This is a genomic window from Enterobacter sp. P82, assembly GCF_037053385.1.
GTDB lineage: Bacteria > Pseudomonadota > Gammaproteobacteria > Enterobacterales > Enterobacteriaceae > Enterobacter.
The window spans coordinates 164,244-180,918 of sequence record NZ_JBALHX010000002.1 but is presented as its reverse complement, the minus strand read 5'-3'; the positions used below and the strand labels follow the sequence as shown (position 1 = coordinate 180,918).

Below are 16,675 nucleotides of genomic sequence, written 5' to 3'. Positions count from 1 at the left end.
AGGCTCCTGTTATTTACCGCTGAGCGAGTTGTGGATCATATCGAGCCAGTTCGGCACGGTCAGATGGAAGGATTCGATCATCTTCATGTCGAAGCCGCGGAAGAAGCCGCTCAGCACGAAGAGCAGGACGATAGCCGCCATCATTACTTTGGTGACGTGGTTCCAGCCGCTCTCTTCGACGCCTTTACCGATCAGGATCCCCAGTACCAGGCCCGGTACGGCGTTCCCCATAATCAGCTGCGCCGCGCCGCCGAAAATGGTGGCCCAGAAGCCCGACTTTTTGCCCGCGTCGATAGCCGCCAGCCAGAAGATCACTGGCATCACGGTATTCACCAACAGGTTTGCCGCCGGTACCAGTACCTTCACGGCGGTGACCTGCAGTGCGGCTGGAACAGACGAGGCAGTCAAGTTAAGAAAGGTGACGACAATCATGCCGATGATGCCGCAGGCAATCGCCATTTTGCGGGGATCATGCAGCGTTTCGCCGACATTACGGTTTTTGATCATCAGTGCAGCAGCACCCCAGTTTGGGATGATGCGGTGGTCAACGTCCTGTGTGAAGGCGCCAGCGGCTACGGAAGAGGCCCAGGCGTTAAAGAAGAAGCCTAACCCAAAGGAGAAGTGAGAAGCCGGGTCCCCTTCGCAGGAGTTAAGTTCTCCCAACGTACGAAACGCGCCCATACCCTGTGTGGTAGGCGCATGAAACATGCGTGCAGCCCCGGCTCCGACACCGACGCCAACCAGGCCGCCAATGATGAGCGATTTTATTAATATAATTAAGAACATCAGTCTGCCCTTTTATGAATAATCAGCGTTGCGTGACGAAATCCACCTGATCGAGATTGATGGCAGTCACGTTGACGGTCACATCCAGCTCCACGCTGTAGGTGCGTCTTTCCCGGCGCAAAAAGAAGAACAGAAACGCTTCTTTACGCACCGCTTCTTGCGCCTGAACGACCTGCACATCCTGTGGCTCAATACGCAGTAAGATATGCGGTGAGGCTTTCATCACCGCGGCCTGAACGTGGTTGAGCGCGTCGGCAAAGGCGCGCGCTTTGGCGTCGCCTTTACCCTTCACTCTCACCGTGGTCGTGAATTGTTCTTTCATGCTTATGCGCCGTATTTCTTCTGCCACGCCTGTACCAGACGCTCGCCCAGCTCTTCTTTATCCATAAAGCCAAAGCCCAGCACGTTGCAGCCTTCGTTGATAGCGGTCACGCCCTCTTCCACTGAACGCATACCGTATTTGGCCTTGTAGCCATATTTGGTTTGTGCAGTGATGGCACCCGCGCCGCCGCTGCCGCAGAAGGAGATGCCGAAGGTGGCGTTTTCCGCTTTCATGACGTCGCCCAGCTTCATGTCTGCCGCCATACCCGGTACGACAACCGCGCGTCCACCGGCTTTTTCCACACCTGCAGCCACTTTCTGACCTTTACCCAGGCGATCGCCAATCACGACTGTAATCTGTTCCATGTATTGCTCCTTAAAGGTTGTCTTTTGCGACTTCAAAGTGAACGGAGAGCAGCCAGGCTTCTTCATCAGGAAGATTGCCAAACTGCGCGACCACTTCACGGGCGAGCCGCATTGAATCCGGTGAAATTTCGTCAAACAGTTCCGCTTCAACCTCCGGCAGCGGCTCGCCGGTCACCGACCGGTGCGCCATTGCGCGAACGTGGGAGGTCAGCATCTGTTCCTGTACTGCGTTGGGGATGATGTTGTGCCGGGCCAGCAGGGCATAAACCTGCTGCAGCATGGTGTTAGCGAGCTGTTCTGTTTGCTCCGCCTGATCCCCAACGTCGTTCATTACCGCTCCGTTAATCACTCGTCTTACCCCGTTAATGGCTCTGGAATAAAACTAACGTTGGGTGGGAAATGTTTGTAGCGAGTTGTTTTCCACTTCGAAGTGGAAAGGCGAGCCGCAGCAGTGATCTGTGCCACATAAATGCGGTGAATAATGACAATTAGCTGGATTTACGTGATGAATATCACGCAATCCATTGGCAAAACGGCAGGGAAGAAAACGAAAACATCTGGCAAGGGAGTCGCAGAAATGTGACAGCGATAGGGTTTACTTATTACGACGCATAAAAAAAGCGAGGGCATTTCGCCCTCGCCTTGCTGTTGTGTCAGATGCAGTCTCTGTTAGCGGTATTTTTGGTGGTAGGTATTGCGGGTGGTCACGAACTGCTCGGCCGCCGCCTTCGCCTCTTTCACTTTACCTTCGTTCGCCAGCTTCAGCGCACCGTCAATCTGGCCGACCAGGATATCAAAACCGTGGCGGTAATCTTTCATTTCCGCGCTGTCTGCCGCTTTGCTTTCCAGCTTCGGCGGTGTCGCTTTCTGGGCGTCCAGCGCCGCTTCACGCATTTTGGTCAGTGCGTCTTTCATTTCCGCCGCATTGTCCGTTTTCTGCACCACCTTCAGGTTTTGACCGAGGATGCCCATGTCTTCTTCAAGATCGGCAGCAAACGCAGAAGAGCCAATAACCAGCGTTGAAGCCGCGACGATCGCTAACAGATGTTTACGCATTGCTCACTTCCTTTTTTATTATTAAAACGCCTTTACGGGTATTACTGACCGGCGATTTTCATTTCCGGCAGAAGTACAGAACCACACTGTATATTGCTACGTGTTTCAATATCGTTACCGACCGTAACAATATTGCGCCACATATCTTTCAGGTTTCCGGCGATGGTAATTTCGCTTACCGGATACTGGATTTCGCCGTTTTCCACCCAGAAGCCCGCCGCACCGCGAGAGTAATCCCCGGTAATACCACTTACGCCCTGGCCCATCAGTTCGGTCACCACCAGACCGGTGCCCATCTCTTTGAGCATTTGCGCAAAGTTGAGGCCCTGTCCGGCGATACGCCAGTTATGGATACCACCCGCGTGACCGGTGCTTTTCAGCCCCAGCTTGCGCGCGGAGTAGTTGGTCAACAGCCACTGGGTCAGAACACCATCTTTGACGATGTCGCGACGTTCCGTGCGCACCCCTTCGCTGTCGAACGGCGTGGAGGCCAGCCCTTTCAGCAGATGCGGGTGCTCTTCGATGGTCAGCCATTCCGGCAGGATCTGCTTGCCCAGTGAGTCGAGCAGGAAGGTTGATTTACGGTACACAGAGCCACCGGCAATGGCCCCGACCAGGTGACCAAACAGGCCGGTCGCCACTTCATTGGCAAAAATCACCGGGGCTTTCATGGTGGAGAGTTTGCGCGGTGACAGGCGTGACAGCGTGCGTTCGGCACACTCTTTACCCACCCACTCCGGAGACTGCAAATCACCGAGCGCGCGGCCAATGGTGTAGGCGTAGTCACGCTCCATGTCACCATTCTCTTCGGCGATGACGCAGCTGGAGAGTGAATGACGGGTTGAGCAGTAGCCCTGCAGCATGCCGTGGCTGTTGCCGAACACTTTGATACCGTAGTGGCTGTTGAAGCTGCCGCCTTCGGTATTGGTGATGCGTTTATCCGCCTGCAAAGAAGCCTGTTCGGCACGCGCCGCCAGCTCGATCGCCTCGTCCGGGGTAACTTCTGCCGGGTGGAAAAGATCGAGATCCGGGGCGTCAAACGCCAGCAGATCTTTATCAGCAACGCCGGCGTAAGGATCCGGGGAGGTATAACGGGCGATATCCAGCGCCGCCTGCACCGTACGAGCAATCGCATCCGGGCTGAGATCGGTCGATGACGCGCTGCCTTTGCGATTCTGGTGATACACCGTGATGCCAAGCGCGCCATCACTGTTGAATTCTACATTCTCCACTTCGCCATAGCGGGTGCTCACGCTAATGCCGGTGGTTTTGCTGACCGCCACTTCGGCGCCATCTGATTTACCTGAAGCGAGCGTCAGCGCGGTGGAGACGGCTTCTTCCAGAATCTTACGCTGCGCTTCAACTTGTGAGGTTACTTTCATCGCAAATGCCATACTGTAAGAGAGAGTTAACTGAAGTCTAACAGAGAACCGTTTTTCAGTGCGCGTCTTAACTGGTAACATTAGCCTCTTTTTTTAAGGAGCCTGACATGACTAAGCAGCCCGAAGACTGGCTCGACGACGTTCCCGGTGATGACATCGAAGACGAAGATGATGAGATCATCTGGGTCAGTAAAAGTGAAATTAAACGTGACGCCGAAGAGTTAAAACAGCTTGGCGCAGAAATGGTAGAACTGGGTAAAAACGCGCTGGATAAGATCCCGCTCGACCAGGATCTGCGTGATGCCATTGAACTGGCACAGAAAATCAAAAAAGAAGGCCGTCGTCGCCAGCTTCAGCTTATCGGTAAAATGCTGCGTCAGCGCGACGTTGATCCGATCCGCCAGGCGCTGGACAAACTGAAAAACCGCCATAACCAGCAGGTTGCACTGTTCCATAAGCTGGAGCAGATCCGCGATCGTCTAATTGAACAGGGTGATGATGCGGTACCGGAAGTCTTAAATCTGTGGCCAGACGCCGACCGCCAGCAGTTGCGTTCATTGATCCGCAACGCGAAGAAAGAGAAAGAAGGGAATAAGCCGCCGAAGTCCGCGCGCCTGATTTTCCAGTATCTGCGCGAGCTGTCAGAGAACGAAGAGTAATCCCCTCCCCCCATAGGGGCGAGGGAGAAAAGAATGCAGGCCCGGTAAGCGCTAGCGCCACCGGGCTCTTTTTTACTCTGCGGCCTCGGCTTTCTTCGCCAGACCATCAAGCAGCTTCTGGTGGATGCCACCAAAACCACCGTTGCTCATCACCAGAATGTGGTCGCCAGGCTGCGCGGCTTTCACCACCATATCCGCGAGCGCATCCACATCTGCACTCCAGTGCGCAGGCTGAATGCAGGCATCAGCCACTTCCGCCACCTGCCACGGAATATGCTGCGGCTGCAGCAGGAAGACCTCATCGGCACGGCCTAACGACGGCGCGAGATCGTCTTTGCAGATGCCCATTTTCATGGTGTTCGAGCGCGGCTCCAGCACCGCCAGAATACGGGCTGTGCCGCCGACCTTGCCACGCAGGGCGGCAAGCGTTGCCAGAATGGCCGTTGGGTGGTGTGCGAAATCGTCATACACCGTGACGCCATTGGCCTCACCACGCAGTTCCAGACGACGACGGGCGTTGATAAACGAACCCAGAGCATTGGCCGCATCCGCAGGCAGAACACCCACATGGCGTGCAGCAGCAATCGCCATCAGGCCATTGTGCATATTATGCTCGCCCACCAGACCCCATTTCACCTCACCCACTTTTTCCCCGTCGAGCAGGACTTCCCACTCGGAGGCATCGGCGTTGAGTTTTTTCGCCTGCCAGTGGCCCTGCTCACCCACCAGCTCCTGTTCGCTCCAGCAGCCCATCGCCATGGTCTGCTTCAGGTTGATGTCGTTTTCCGGCAGGATGATGCGCCCCTGGCCCGGAACGATGCGCACCAGGTGGTGGAACTGTTTCTGAATCGCTTTCAGATCGTCAAAAATATCCGCATGGTCGAACTCAAGGTTGTTGAGGATCAGCGTGCGCGGGCAGTAGTGAACAAACTTGGAACGCTTGTCGAAGAACGCGCAGTCATATTCGTCGGCCTCGATCACAAAGAACGGGCTGTCACCCAGGCGTGCAGAAACATCGAAATTACCCGGCACACCGCCAATCACGAAGCCCGGCTTGTAGCCACAGGCTTCAAGGATCCAGGTCGCCATACCGGCGGTCGTGGTTTTGCCGTGCGTTCCGGCAACAGCAACCACCCAGCGGTCACGCAGGACGAAATCATGCAGCCATTGTGGGCCGGACATGAACGGAATATTGCGTTCCAGCACCGCCTCAACACATGGGTTTCCACGCGTCATGGCGTTACCAATGATCACCAGATCCGGTTCAGGATCCAGCTGGCTGGCATCGTAGCCCTGAATCAAAGAGATGCCCTGTTTCTCCAGAAGTGTGCTCATTGGCGGATACACATTGGCGTCCGAACCTGTCACTTCATGGCCCAGCGAGCGCGCCAGCATTGCCAGTCCGCCCATGAAAGTGCCACAAATCCCCAATATATGAATGCGCATACGTCACTATCCTTCTTTAATGTGGCGCACATTTTACTCACATGTTAGCGGCTGTGAAATGCATTTCAGGTAAATCCGTATACTGCTGGCGCGATTCACCACTGCGCTACTATTTGAATATTTGTTAAGATTGTTGGGCTTTAGTCGTTTTAGTGAACATACAATCGCTCTACTCACAAAGATGCAGGGAAAGTGTTATGAAAACGTTAGGTGAATTTATTGTCGAAAAGCAGCACGAGTTTTCTCATGCTACGGGTGAACTCACTGCTTTGCTGTCGGCAATAAAGCTGGGCGCTAAGATCATCCATCGTGATATCAACAAGGCCGGTCTGGTCGATATCCTGGGTGCCAGCGGTGCCGAGAACGTTCAGGGCGAGGTTCAACAGAAACTCGATCTGTTCGCAAATGAAAAACTGAAAGCTGCACTGCGCGCGCGCGACATCGTGGCGGGTATCGCCTCCGAAGAAGAAGATGAAATTGTTGTTTTCGACGGGTGTGAACACGCTAAATACGTTGTTCTGATGGATCCGCTGGACGGCTCCTCTAACATCGACGTTAACGTTTCTGTCGGTACCATTTTCTCCATCTACCGCCGCGTCACGCCTGTTGGCACGCCGGTGACCGAAGAAGATTTCCTGCAGCCGGGCATTAATCAGGTTGCTGCCGGTTACGTCGTGTATGGCTCCTCCACCATGCTTGTGTATACCACCGGGTGTGGGGTTCACGCCTTTACGTACGATCCTTCACTGGGCGTTTTCTGTCTGAGCCAGGAACGTATGCGTTTCCCGGAGAAGGGCAATACCTACTCCATCAACGAAGGAAACTACATCCGATTCCCGAACGGCGTGAAGAAGTACATCAAATTCTGCCAGGAAGAAGATAAAGCCACTCAGCGCCCTTACACCTCCCGCTATATCGGCTCTCTGGTCGCGGATTTCCACCGTAACCTGCTGAAAGGCGGTATCTACCTCTACCCAAGCACTGCAAGCCACCCGGACGGGAAACTGCGCCTGCTGTACGAATGCAACCCGATGGCGTTCCTGGCCGAACAGGCTGGCGGCAAGGCGAGCGACGGTAAAGAGCGTATTCTGGAAATCGTGCCAGAAAGCCTTCACCAGCGCCGTTCGTTCTTCGTCGGCAACAACCATATGGTTGAAGACGTTGAACGTTTTATTCGTGAGTATCCGGACGCGTAATACCTTTCCTCAGGGGAGCCCATCCGGCTCCCCTGGTCATTTATATATTTAAACGTATAAGTGTTTATAAAAAACACGCTTTAATATTCATCACTGCTCCTGCATTATTTCCATAACAGTTTGGCAAATATTTCGTGGAGCAAAATCGCAATGAAAAATTATTCCCGTGCTAATACCGGCATTGATTTAAATCTTATCCCGGTATTTATTGAAGTTGTCCGCTGCGGCAGCATGGCGAAAGCCTCTTTGCGCCTGGAGATGTCCCGTCCTGCGGTCAGTCTGGCGTTGAAGCGCTTTAATCAACTGTTTGATGAACCGCTATTTTTCCGCAAAGGTTTATACCTTGAACCGACGGAAAATGCGTTAGCCTTAACCAGCGCACTGGAAATGTTAGTGGGTAATATTCATGATAATATTGCCGAAGTAAATTCAGGGAAGAATAAAACCCCGGCACATAATACACCGGGGCTGAATAATATTATGCTGCAGTCTGAGCCGACAGCTTGAATGATGACATGGCTTCCATCAACTGGCGCGACTGCTCCTCAAGGGAGCGAGTCGCGGCGGAGGATTGCTGTACCAGCGCCGCATTCTGCTGCGCGGTCTCATCCATCTGATTCACCGCAATATTCACCTGCTCAATGCCGCGACTCTGCTCCTGGGATGCAGTCGCAATTTCGCGCATCAGTTTCGTCATGCGCAGCACTTCGGTTGCGATCTCATCCATGGTTTCGCCAGCCTGCTGGGCCAGTTCACTACCCTCGCTGACGTGGGTCTGGGAATCACTGATAAGCGCTCGGATCTCTTTCGCTGCATCGGCACTGCGGCTGGCAAGGTTTCGCACTTCGCCCGCGACGACGGCAAACCCGCGTCCTTGCTCACCCGCGCGCGCCGCTTCCACGGAGGCGTTCAACGCAAGGATATTGGTCTGGAAGGCAATACCGTCGATAACACTGAGAATGTCCGCGATACGTGCCGAACTGCCGGAAATATCACGCATTTTTTCAATCACGTAGCAGACCATTTCGCTGCCGTGATCGGCCGTGTCCGACACTGACTTCGCCAGCTGGTGAGCCTGCTCGGCATTATCGGCGTTGAGTTTCACCGTCGCGGTGATCTGTTCCATACTGGCGGCGGTCTGCTCCAGCGACGTGGCGGTCGATTCCGTACGCTCAGCAAGATCCCTGTTCCCCGCCGTCAGCTCACGGCTGCCGGTATCAATTTGCGAGCTGGCATCACGTACCCGCAGAACCGAGTTCATCAGCGAATGGCGCATCTCTTCGATTGCCGCATTCAGGCGATTAAATTCCTGGCTTGCCGGTGGATTCAGCGTGTGGGTTAAATCGCCTGCCGCCACATTCTCCAGTTGAGCAATAGAGGTCGAGAGCGGTTTGAGCAACATGTGGCGTAGTACCAGCCAGGCCAGCACAATAATGCCCGCCGTCAGCAGAGCCGCCACCACGATCAGGATCAGAACCCGATTTTTGCTGGACTGCACGGCACTCACTTCCGCTTTGCCCCGCGCTTCACTCCATTTCTGGAAGGCCTGCATATCGTTATCAAATTGGGAGGCCACTGGAATCAGCTTGTTTTCCAGTAGATCGTAATAGCTGTCCGCGCTCTGTTCGTTCAGCGCTTTCAGCATCGGGTTGATCCCCTGCTGGTTATACGTCGCCAGGCTGGCCGCCACTTTATCAAGCAGTTGTTGGCCTTGCTCATCGGCCACACCGCCGTCGATCACGCCTTTCAGCGTTTTCTGGGCCAGGGTGACTTCCTGATTGATATTTTTTACCGATTTGGCCGCATCATCCAGCATGCCGATTTCCATCATTCGGACGGCCTGACCCGCTTCATTGCGGGCGCGGAGGATCAGCGTATAGCCGGAATTAAGCTGCACCATCTGCTCACCCTGAAGGTGGTTGATGCGCTGTAGTGAAGAAGAACTCTGTGTAAGGGCATAAATGCCAATACCGCTGACAATCAGCAGCAGAAGGGTCATAACGGCCAGTAAAGAGAGCAAGCCGGTACGAATCGATAGCGTTTTAAGCATGATATTATTTCCGGTAGCGAGATATTTCTGGGCATAAAAAAAGAGTATCGGCCGCTACCGGAAAATGTTTAGACTTTAAGCAAATTCAGCGTGTTATCGCTCTGTTACTGATGTGTTTACGCGTGTAACCGTCGAGCTTTGACGATTCTCCCAGAGCACCGTCAGACCACGCTGCAGGGCGATAAAAATAAACAGCAAAATGCCGATGGCAATCTTGGTCCACCAGGAGCTGAGCGTGCCGTCAAAGTTAATGTAGGTTTGTATCAGGCCCTGGATTGCCACGCCAAACAGCGTCCCCAGCACCGTCCCCACGCCACCACTGAGCAACGTTCCACCGATCACCACCGAGGCGATGGCATCCAGTTCCACCCCTACGCCTGCCAGGGCATAACCCGCCTGGGTATAAACCGAGAATACAATTCCCGCCAGCGTCGCCAGACCTGTTGAGAGCATATAGATGCGAATAGTTGTACTGCGGGTGGAGATCCCCATCAGGTTTGCCGACGTGGCGTTGCCGCCAATAGCATAAACCTGATTGCCAAACCGGGTACGATGGGCAAGGAAGATCCCAATGACCACGACGCCCAGCATCAGTAACCCCATCGCGCTCAAACGTCCACCGCCGGGTATTTTCCACGCCAGGCTGGAGAGCGTGTCGTACACCGGATGGTTAATCGGAATAGATTCTTCCGACACCAGATAACTCACGCCGCGAAGGAAGAACATCCCGGCGAGGGTAATAATAAAAGCCGGGATTTTCAGCGCATCGATCAGTAGCCCCATAAAGGCACCAAACGCGCACCCCATCACCAGCACCAGCGGAAACGCCACCAGCGGTGAGATCCCCCAGAATCCGATAGCCTTCGCAAGAAACACGCCGGTGAATGCGATCACCGAACCAACGGAGAGATCGATCCCACCGGAAAGGATCACAAAAGTCATCCCGACGGCGATAATGCCTAAAAAAGCGTTATCGGTCAGGATATTGCAAATCACACGCGTGGAGGCAAACCCCGGGAACTGGGTCAGACAGTAGAGATAACCCAGCACAAACACGCCCAGCGTGATCATTAGCGGCAAATTACGTTTTATCATGGCCACGGATCCCCTTAATGATGCTGACAAAGCGCGGCGACTGGACGATCAGCACACAGAGCACGACCACCGCTTTCACCACCTGGTTGAGCTCCGGCTGGAAACCAGAGAGCAGGATCCCGGTATTCATTCCCTGAATAATCAGCGCGCCAATCACCGAGAGCAGCAGGTTAAAACGCCCGCCCATCAGCGATCCGCCGCCGATCACAACCGCCAGGATCGCATCCAGCTCCAGCCAGAGTCCTGCGTTGTTGGCATCGGCCCCACGAATATCTGCCGCGACGATCGTCCCGGCAATGGCGGCGCATATGCCGCTCAGCACATAGGTCAGCATCACCATCAACCGGGTATTGACCCCGGCGTTGCGCGCGGCACGAATGTTGATCCCGACGGCCTCAATGAACATGCCCAGTGCCGTTTTGCGGGTAAAGAGCCAGAACACCACCAGCGTCACCAGGGCAATGATCACCGGAGTCGGGAAGAACAACAGTTTGCCGCTGCCAAGCCACGCCAGGCCCGGAGAGTTAAAGGTGACGATCTGCCCGGATGTGATCAGCTGCGCCACACCGCGCCCGGCGACCATTAAAATCAGGGTGGCGACAAACGGCTGGATCTTGAGGACTGCCACCAGAATACCGTTCCACAGCCCGGCGAGTACGCCAGTGCCTAAGGCGGCAAGCAGCACCACCGGCAGGCTGTGCCCGGCCACGGTCATTGAGGCTGCCGTAGCCCCGGCGATAGCCATCACCGCGCCGACGGAGAGGTCAATCCCGCCAGTGGCAATGACCAGCGTCATACCAATCGCCAGCAGCGCCACCGGCGCCGCACGGTTCAAAATATCGATCGGGCTGCCAAACAGACGGCCATCCTGGACAATAATCTGGAAGAAATGCGGCGCGACAAGGCTGTCAACCAACAGTACCACCAGCAGTGCCGCGATTTGCGGTGTGCCGGTTGGCCAGTTGAAGCGGCGCTTTGACTCCCCTGTTTGCGAAAGCGAACGAGACATCACAATTCACTCCTTACGCCGCGATGGCATTCATGATCGCCGGAACGGACAGTTTATCCAGCGGGATCTCTGCCACCTGTTTACGATCGCGCATGATGATCACGCGATCGGCATACCCCACCAGTTCCTCCAGCTCAGACGATATGACCAGCAGCGCCAGGCCGTCCGCACACAACGTTTCAATAAGCCGGATGATTTCAGCATGCGCACCGACGTCAATCCCGCGCGTCGGTTCATCGAGGATCAGGAACTGGGGTTTGGTCAGCAGCCAGCGCGACAACAAGACCTTCTGCTGGTTACCCCCTGAAAGGAATTCAATAGGTTGTTCTGCGCTCGGGGTACGAATGCCAAGCTGGCGGATAAAGCGTTCCGCAATGGCGTTTTGCTCTTTGCGTGGGATTGGCCTCAGCCAGCCTCGCTGCGCCTGTAACGCCAGAATGATATTCTCCCGCACCGAGGCGGCGGCAATAATACCGTCCGTTTTTCTGTCTTCCGGACAGAAGCCAACGCCCAGACACGAGGCCTGATGCGGCGATCGCAGCGTTTGCGGTTTGCCTTTGATTAATGCGGTGCCGCTGTCTGCTGGCTTAATTCCGAAGATGACTTCGGCGGTTTCTGTTCGTCCGGAGCCTAACAATCCGGCCAGACCGACAATTTCGCCAGGACGAACCTCCAGGTTAAACGGTGAAATAGTCCCTTTTTTGCCGAAATCACTGAAAGCCGCGACGGGTTTATCACTCAGCAGCGTGCGGCCCGCACGCTGGAGCGCGTTGGTCTCCAGCTCGCGCCCGAGCATCATTTTGACCAGTTCAATCTGGGGTAATTCACGGGTTTCCCGACAGCCGACAAAACTGCCGTTACGCAGTACCGTAATGCGATCGCTCACTTCATACACCTGGTCGAGGAAATGGGTCACGAAGATCAGGCTCACGCCCTGATCGCGCAGCTGGCGCATCAGGGTAAAGAGCATTTCCACTTCCTGGGTATCGAGACTGGCAGTGGGCTCATCGAGGATCAGTACTTTTGCGGAGAGATCGATAGCGCGACAAATCGCGACGATCTGCTGCATGGCAACGGAAAAGCGGTTCAGCGGCTCGCGAACGTCGAGAGAAAAACCGTAGGATTCCATCAGCTTTGTCGCCCGCGCTTCCATCTCCTTGCGGCGCAGCAGGCCAAAGCGTCGTGGTTCACGGCCAATAAACAGATTATCCGCCACCGACATGTTCGGCAGCAGGTTCACTTCCTGATAGACCGTCCCGATCCCAAGCTGCTGGGCGTGAGCGGTATTTTTCGGCGAAATGGCATTGCCTTCCAGCCAGATAGTGCCGCGATCGGCATGATAGACGCCGGTCAGGGCTTTAATCAGCGTCGACTTCCCTGCTCCGTTCTCACCCAGCAGCGCCATAATCTCACCACGCCGCAGGCTAAAATCAACGTTATCCAGCGCTTTTACGCCAGGAAAGTATTTACTCAAGCCCTCTGTGCGGAGGATTTCCTGATGTTGTTCCGAGTTCATATTTACGCCTCCGGCACAAATCGTAGGCCGGGTAAGCGTAGCGCTACCCGGCAATTACACTGGATCAGTAACCCATATTTTTCTTCTTCTCTAACTCTTCTTTTGCTGTGTCAGGAAGGTAGAGTGTGGATTTGGTGATAGTCAGTTTTTCAGGCATCGTGCCGTCTTTCTTGAATTTCTCCAGCGCATCGAATGCCGGGCCCGCCATGTTCGGCGTGAGCTCCACGCTGGCGTTCGCTTCACCGTCCATCATCGCCTTGTAGATGTCTGGCACACCGTCGATTGAGCCGGTGAGGATATCTTTGCCCGGCTTCAGGCCCGCTTCTTTAATGGCCTGAATCGCACCGATCACCATGTCATCGTTGTGGGCGTAAACCATGCAGATGTTCTTGCCGTTGTTTTCAGCCTTGATAAAGCTCTCCATAACCTCTTTGCCTTTACTGCGCGTGAAGTCACCGGACTGAGAGCGGATAATCTTGATGTTTGGTGCTTTAGCGATAGCCTCAGCAAACCCTTTCTTACGGTCGATGGCCACGCTCGCGCCAACGGTGCCCTGCAACTCAACGACGTTACACGGTTTGCCATCCACCTGTTTCACCAACCAGTCACCAATCAACTGTCCTTCAAGAATGTTGTTGGCGGTGACGGTGGTCATATAGAGCGATTTGTCTTTGACATCAATGGAACGATCGAGCAGGAAAACCGGGATCTCAGCGTCTTTCGCTTCCTTCAGGACAGGTTCCCAGCCCGTCGCGACGACAGGCGCAATAAAGATGGCATCAACGCCCTGGGCGATAAACGAACGCACGGCTTTGATTTGGTTTTCCTGCTTTTGCTGACCATCGGCGATTTTCAGGGTGATACCACGTTTCTGGGCCTCGCTTTTTGCAACGTTGGTTTCTGCTGCTCGCCAGCCGGATTCAGAGCCGACTTGCGAAAAACCTACGGTTAAAGGGGCGGCCATCGCCATAGACGACATGGCTGCCGAAACTGCTGTGACCAGGAGTAAGCGCTTCCACATATGAACGTCCTCGTAGGGGGATTATTGTTGGTGAAAAGATGTTCTGCGAAATGACTATAGCCAATGAAATATGTAACGAATTGCGTTACATCACACTTCGGAAAAGTGAATAAAACGTTAATCACAAGTTTGTAATCGCTTTCATTTCGCCATGAAAAATGCAGCTGAGTTTATGGATTTTTCTGTCATGGAATCGGTCTGAAAAGTGGGGTTAGCGGTGAGAGAAGGCGAAAACAGGCGGAGACATTCAGCGCGAGTTGGCTATAATACCTGCCACTTGTTTACCATCCATTTTAAAGGACACCGACATGAGCTTACTCAACGTCCCAGCGGGTAAAGAACTGCCAGAAGATATCTACGTAGTAATCGAAATCCCGGCTAACGCAGATCCTATCAAATACGAAGTGGACAAAGAGAGCGGCGCCCTGTTCGTAGACCGTTTCATGTCTACCGCGATGTTCTATCCGTGCAACTACGGTTACATCAACCACACCCTGTCTCTGGACGGTGACCCGGTTGACGTACTGGTCCCAACGCCATACCCACTGGAGCCAGGCTCAGTTATCCGCTGCCGTCCAGTTGGCGTACTGAAAATGACCGACGAATCCGGTGAAGATGCGAAGCTGGTTGCGGTTCCGCACACCAAACTGAGCAAAGAATACGATCACATCAAAGATGTGAACGACCTGCCAGAACTGCTGAAAGCGCAGATCACTCACTTCTTCGAGCACTACAAAGACCTCGAAAAAGGCAAGTGGGTTAAAGTTGACGGCTGGGACAACGCAGAAGCGGCGAAAGCAGAAATCATCGCCTCTTTCGAACGCGCTGCTAAGAAGTAATTCTTACGGCTGATATTAAGGCCCCGCAAGTCGGGGCTTTTTTGTGTCTATGGTTAAAAGCAGCACAAACTGATTTTTTAAGATAAATCCCATTCCGTTTCATTCAGGCATTAAAAGCAATAAAGATATCCTATCATTTATGGTGGGGATGGTTGAATAGCCTGGCCATTAACAACATACTGTCATGATGAACATTAATCCCCATTCATTATAGGATTCATATGTCATCCATTAACATTGATGTTGCCCGCCCAACTGGAATTTATTTTATCATTGAACGGCTGTATTCTCGCGATGGCCTTATGCCTTCTATTGGGGAAATAAGCCCCTCTTTGACACAGGTGCACCGTACTGTCATTCAGCTCAAACGCAAGCAAGATATGTTTATGGATGGCGTTAAGGTTATCCCTAAAGATATTACTCTTTGGCAACAGATAAAATATCTTACAGGTTCAAAAGTCACGACTAAAGATACCGATACGTTAGTGTATACGACCGATTTTATCGGCTCCCTTATTGCCACAACGCCTTTAGGCAATATTGAACTTGAAAATATTCCTCGTTTCCTCACGACAGAGTCTATCCACTCCCTGCCGCAAGCAGTGAGTTATGGCCGCGACCCCATTCCGCAAGTTCTTCTTTATGGCCGTAAGGATATTGTCTTCTTTATGGACAATGGTGGAAAAGGTACACCAACCGCTATTGCAAAATATAACCACAATACGCGTGACCTTGCCATAATCAAAGATCAGCTAGAAGCCAGTAAAACAATGAAGGAACTGCTGTCAAAAGGAGCAAAACTATGAGTAAGAAAAGTCATATCATGAGTCTGCTCGTCCTTATTATTGCCTCTTTTGTCTTTGGTAGAAGTACGTATTTTGAATACCTGGCGTGGTACTATGGGAGCGATAATTTAGTATACAGTGAAATAAATAATTCATTACTAGCCAGTTTATTTAATGGGATTTATTTTGCTCTATCAGCAAGTATTATCTATACGTTGCTAGTTCTATTAAAAAGAATCCCCAAAAATATCGTCGTTTCTTGTCTGCTCCAGTTCTGTATTAATATCGGGCTGTATACCCTTTTCGTTGCAGTAGAGAGAGGATATAGTCAATTGCATACTTTAGGCTCGGGTGCTACTGATATCACCCATAGCTATTTTTTAGGGGCGTTGCTGACGAGCACACTCCTGACCGTCGTGATCGTGAGCGTGATACATGCTAAGTTTCTTTCTTCAAAGCATAAAGATGGGCTACATAAAAGCATTTGACTGTTACGGTAAAGACAGCAAATGGCAGTATCTCTGCATCATGGCATTCCAGCTTACCTGGTTTTTGTGTTACTTATGGATCCCTTATCGAAGCGATTATGCGATTCTGCTGTTTTTACTGTTTTTCCTGCCCGTCATTTCAAGCAATACGCGATGCATAAACTACTATGGTCGTTCACGCGCTTTATGTTTGTTATGGCTTATTGCCCCGTACATCATGCTGTTCGTTCCTCTGTTTTTAACCCGACGCCGGGGTGCAGAAGAGAGCTGAAGGAACAAAAAACAACGCCACCTTTCGGTGGCGTTGTCGTTTTTCAGTACTGGTCTCTGTCTAACCAGTTACCGCTTACAATCCGCGTTAACCCTTCGACCGGACGCTGGTAGACATACATCCACGCGCTTCCGTACGGTGTCTGGATCAACTGGCGCGCGTATTCACCGCCCCTGGTGCGCAAGGCATCAAGTTCGGCAAGTGTCGCGTTATCAATACGATAGACTTCACCCTGTACTGTTCCTTCGCCGGGAACCGCGCCTGGATAGTGGCCCAGGCTGTACAACTGGTAGTTCTCGATATTGTAATTCCCCAGCAGCAGGGCATTGGTCATCCAGTGACTGTTGCCTTGCTTGGTTCGTAAACTGCCGTAGACAAATATTCGCATT

Annotated in this window: 19 protein-coding genes; 6 read left to right on the top strand and 13 right to left on the bottom strand. The window is 53.0% G+C overall.

The window, feature by feature from the left end; translation table 11 throughout:
• Positions 1–9: 9 nt before the first annotated feature.
• The 6 genes from WB237_RS13670 to pmbA all read right to left on the bottom strand — a co-directional run bounded on the left by WB237_RS13670 (position 10) and on the right by pmbA (position 3,923).
• Positions 10–786: a DUF4311 domain-containing protein gene (locus tag WB237_RS13670; protein ID WP_006810337.1), complete on the bottom strand. Its 777-nt coding sequence runs from the start codon at positions 784–786 to the stop codon at positions 10–12.
• Between the two features lie 22 nt (positions 787–808).
• Entirely contained in the window at positions 809–1,108 is a 300-nt protein-coding gene (locus tag WB237_RS13665) for a DUF4312 family protein (RefSeq protein ID WP_006810338.1), read from the bottom strand.
• A 2-nt stretch (positions 1,109–1,110) separates the two neighbouring features.
• On the bottom strand, positions 1,111–1,473 hold the full coding sequence (locus tag WB237_RS13660) for an SFCGS family glycine-rich protein (protein ID WP_023293430.1): 363 nt from the start codon (positions 1,471–1,473) through the stop codon (positions 1,111–1,113).
• A gap of 10 nt (positions 1,474–1,483) precedes the next feature.
• Positions 1,484–1,822, bottom strand: a complete 339-nt coding sequence (locus WB237_RS13655) for a glycine dehydrogenase (protein ID WP_236920965.1) — start codon at positions 1,820–1,822, stop codon at positions 1,484–1,486.
• Positions 1,823–2,142: 320 nt separating this feature from the next.
• Positions 2,143–2,529: a cytochrome b562 gene (cybC, locus tag WB237_RS13650; protein ID WP_336213843.1), complete on the bottom strand. Its 387-nt coding sequence runs from the start codon at positions 2,527–2,529 to the stop codon at positions 2,143–2,145.
• 41 nt (positions 2,530–2,570) lie between these two features.
• Positions 2,571–3,923, bottom strand: coding sequence for a metalloprotease PmbA (gene pmbA, locus WB237_RS13645; RefSeq protein ID WP_032666755.1), 1,353 nt, complete (start codon positions 3,921–3,923; stop codon positions 2,571–2,573).
• A 95-nt stretch (positions 3,924–4,018) separates the two neighbouring features.
• Between pmbA and yjgA the strand changes: the two genes are divergently transcribed.
• The gene (yjgA, locus tag WB237_RS13640) at positions 4,019–4,570 is read left to right on the top strand and encodes a ribosome biogenesis factor YjgA (RefSeq protein ID WP_008501414.1); all 552 of its coding nucleotides are present in this window, start codon (positions 4,019–4,021) and stop codon (positions 4,568–4,570) included.
• 72 nt (positions 4,571–4,642) lie between these two features.
• On the opposite strand, the gene mpl is transcribed toward yjgA, so the two are convergent.
• Entirely contained in the window at positions 4,643–6,016 is a 1,374-nt protein-coding gene (gene mpl / locus WB237_RS13635; RefSeq protein ID WP_028016483.1) for a UDP-N-acetylmuramate:L-alanyl-gamma-D-glutamyl-meso-diaminopimelate ligase, read from the bottom strand.
• Between the two features lie 197 nt (positions 6,017–6,213).
• On the opposite strand from mpl, the gene fbp reads away from it, so the two are divergent.
• Positions 6,214–7,212, top strand: a complete 999-nt coding sequence (gene fbp / locus WB237_RS13630) for a class 1 fructose-bisphosphatase (RefSeq protein WP_108089461.1) — start codon at positions 6,214–6,216, stop codon at positions 7,210–7,212.
• Positions 7,213–7,362: 150 nt separating this feature from the next.
• Entirely contained in the window at positions 7,363–7,719 is a 357-nt protein-coding gene (locus WB237_RS13625) for a helix-turn-helix domain-containing protein (protein ID WP_336213838.1), read from the top strand.
• Here WB237_RS13625 and WB237_RS13620 read toward each other — a convergent pair.
• The 5 genes from WB237_RS13620 to ytfQ all read right to left on the bottom strand — a co-directional run bounded on the left by WB237_RS13620 (position 7,691) and on the right by ytfQ (position 13,903).
• Positions 7,691–9,262 carry a methyl-accepting chemotaxis protein gene (locus WB237_RS13620; RefSeq protein ID WP_336213836.1) on the bottom strand — a complete coding sequence of 524 codons (1,572 nt, stop codon included), beginning with the start codon at positions 9,260–9,262 and terminating at the stop codon, positions 7,691–7,693. The two genes, WB237_RS13625 and WB237_RS13620, sit on opposite strands and share 29 nt — an antisense overlap.
• 93 nt (positions 9,263–9,355) lie before the next feature.
• Complete coding sequence (gene yjfF, locus WB237_RS13615; RefSeq protein WP_129996827.1) at positions 9,356–10,357, bottom strand: galactofuranose ABC transporter, permease protein YjfF; 1,002 nt, start codon at positions 10,355–10,357, stop codon at positions 9,356–9,358.
• A complete protein-coding gene (gene ytfT, locus WB237_RS13610; protein WP_028016478.1) occupies positions 10,344–11,369 on the bottom strand; it encodes a galactofuranose ABC transporter, ATP-binding protein YtfT in 1,026 nt (341 codons plus the stop codon). Before ytfT ends, yjfF begins: the two co-directional genes overlap by 14 nt.
• Positions 11,370–11,379: 10 nt before the next feature.
• Positions 11,380–12,882, bottom strand: coding sequence for a galactofuranose ABC transporter, ATP-binding protein YtfR (ytfR, locus tag WB237_RS13605; RefSeq protein WP_049005177.1), 1,503 nt, complete (start codon positions 12,880–12,882; stop codon positions 11,380–11,382).
• Between the two features lie 64 nt (positions 12,883–12,946).
• Positions 12,947–13,903 carry a galactofuranose ABC transporter substrate-binding protein YtfQ gene (gene ytfQ / locus WB237_RS13600; RefSeq protein ID WP_014068659.1) on the bottom strand — a complete coding sequence of 319 codons (957 nt, stop codon included), beginning with the start codon at positions 13,901–13,903 and terminating at the stop codon, positions 12,947–12,949.
• A 308-nt stretch (positions 13,904–14,211) separates the two neighbouring features.
• Between ytfQ and ppa the strand changes: the two genes are divergently transcribed.
• The 3 genes from ppa (at position 14,212) to WB237_RS13585 (ending at position 16,015) form a co-directional block, all read left to right on the top strand.
• The gene (gene ppa, locus WB237_RS13595; protein ID WP_010427397.1) at positions 14,212–14,742 is read left to right on the top strand and encodes an inorganic diphosphatase; all 531 of its coding nucleotides are present in this window, start codon (positions 14,212–14,214) and stop codon (positions 14,740–14,742) included.
• Between the two features lie 221 nt (positions 14,743–14,963).
• Positions 14,964–15,548, top strand: coding sequence for a hypothetical protein (locus WB237_RS13590; RefSeq protein ID WP_336213830.1), 585 nt, complete (start codon positions 14,964–14,966; stop codon positions 15,546–15,548).
• Positions 15,545–16,015, top strand: coding sequence for a hypothetical protein (locus WB237_RS13585; RefSeq protein WP_336213828.1), 471 nt, complete (start codon positions 15,545–15,547; stop codon positions 16,013–16,015). The genes WB237_RS13590 and WB237_RS13585 overlap by 4 nt, the downstream gene beginning before the upstream one ends.
• A 314-nt stretch (positions 16,016–16,329) precedes the next feature.
• Here WB237_RS13585 and WB237_RS13580 read toward each other — a convergent pair whose 3' ends face one another.
• Positions 16,330–16,674 carry a gamma-glutamylcyclotransferase family protein gene (locus WB237_RS13580; RefSeq protein WP_014830431.1) on the bottom strand — a complete coding sequence of 115 codons (345 nt, stop codon included), beginning with the start codon at positions 16,672–16,674 and terminating at the stop codon, positions 16,330–16,332.
• Position 16,675 lies beyond the last annotated feature (1 nt).

Excerpts from the sequence above, each read along its gene's own strand:
- WB237_RS13670 (WP_006810337.1), bottom strand. The coding sequence starts at position 786 with ATGTTCTTAATTATATTAATAAAATCGCTCATCATTGGCGGCCTGGTT.
- WB237_RS13665 (WP_006810338.1), bottom strand. The coding sequence starts at position 1,108 with ATGAAAGAACAATTCACGACCACGGTGAGAGTGAAGGGTAAAGGCGAC.
- WB237_RS13660 (WP_023293430.1), bottom strand. The coding sequence starts at position 1,473 with ATGGAACAGATTACAGTCGTGATTGGCGATCGCCTGGGTAAAGGTCAG.
- cybC (WP_336213843.1), bottom strand. The coding sequence starts at position 2,529 with ATGCGTAAACATCTGTTAGCGATCGTCGCGGCTTCAACGCTGGTTATT.
- pmbA (WP_032666755.1), bottom strand. The coding sequence starts at position 3,923 with ATGGCATTTGCGATGAAAGTAACCTCACAAGTTGAAGCGCAGCGTAAG.
- yjgA (WP_008501414.1), top strand. The coding sequence starts at position 4,019 with ATGACTAAGCAGCCCGAAGACTGGCTCGACGACGTTCCCGGTGATGAC.
- mpl (WP_028016483.1), bottom strand. The coding sequence starts at position 6,016 with ATGCGCATTCATATATTGGGGATTTGTGGCACTTTCATGGGCGGACTG.
- fbp (WP_108089461.1), top strand. The coding sequence starts at position 6,214 with ATGAAAACGTTAGGTGAATTTATTGTCGAAAAGCAGCACGAGTTTTCT.
- WB237_RS13625 (WP_336213838.1), top strand. The coding sequence starts at position 7,363 with ATGAAAAATTATTCCCGTGCTAATACCGGCATTGATTTAAATCTTATC.
- WB237_RS13620 (WP_336213836.1), bottom strand. The coding sequence starts at position 9,262 with ATGCTTAAAACGCTATCGATTCGTACCGGCTTGCTCTCTTTACTGGCC.
- yjfF (WP_129996827.1), bottom strand. The coding sequence starts at position 10,357 with ATGATAAAACGTAATTTGCCGCTAATGATCACGCTGGGCGTGTTTGTG.
- ytfR (WP_049005177.1), bottom strand. The coding sequence starts at position 12,882 with ATGAACTCGGAACAACATCAGGAAATCCTCCGCACAGAGGGCTTGAGT.
- ytfQ (WP_014068659.1), bottom strand. The coding sequence starts at position 13,903 with ATGTGGAAGCGCTTACTCCTGGTCACAGCAGTTTCGGCAGCCATGTCG.
- ppa (WP_010427397.1), top strand. The coding sequence starts at position 14,212 with ATGAGCTTACTCAACGTCCCAGCGGGTAAAGAACTGCCAGAAGATATC.
- WB237_RS13590 (WP_336213830.1), top strand. The coding sequence starts at position 14,964 with ATGTCATCCATTAACATTGATGTTGCCCGCCCAACTGGAATTTATTTT.
- WB237_RS13585 (WP_336213828.1), top strand. The coding sequence starts at position 15,545 with ATGAGTAAGAAAAGTCATATCATGAGTCTGCTCGTCCTTATTATTGCC.
- WB237_RS13580 (WP_014830431.1), bottom strand. The coding sequence starts at position 16,674 with ATGCGAATATTTGTCTACGGCAGTTTACGAACCAAGCAAGGCAACAGT.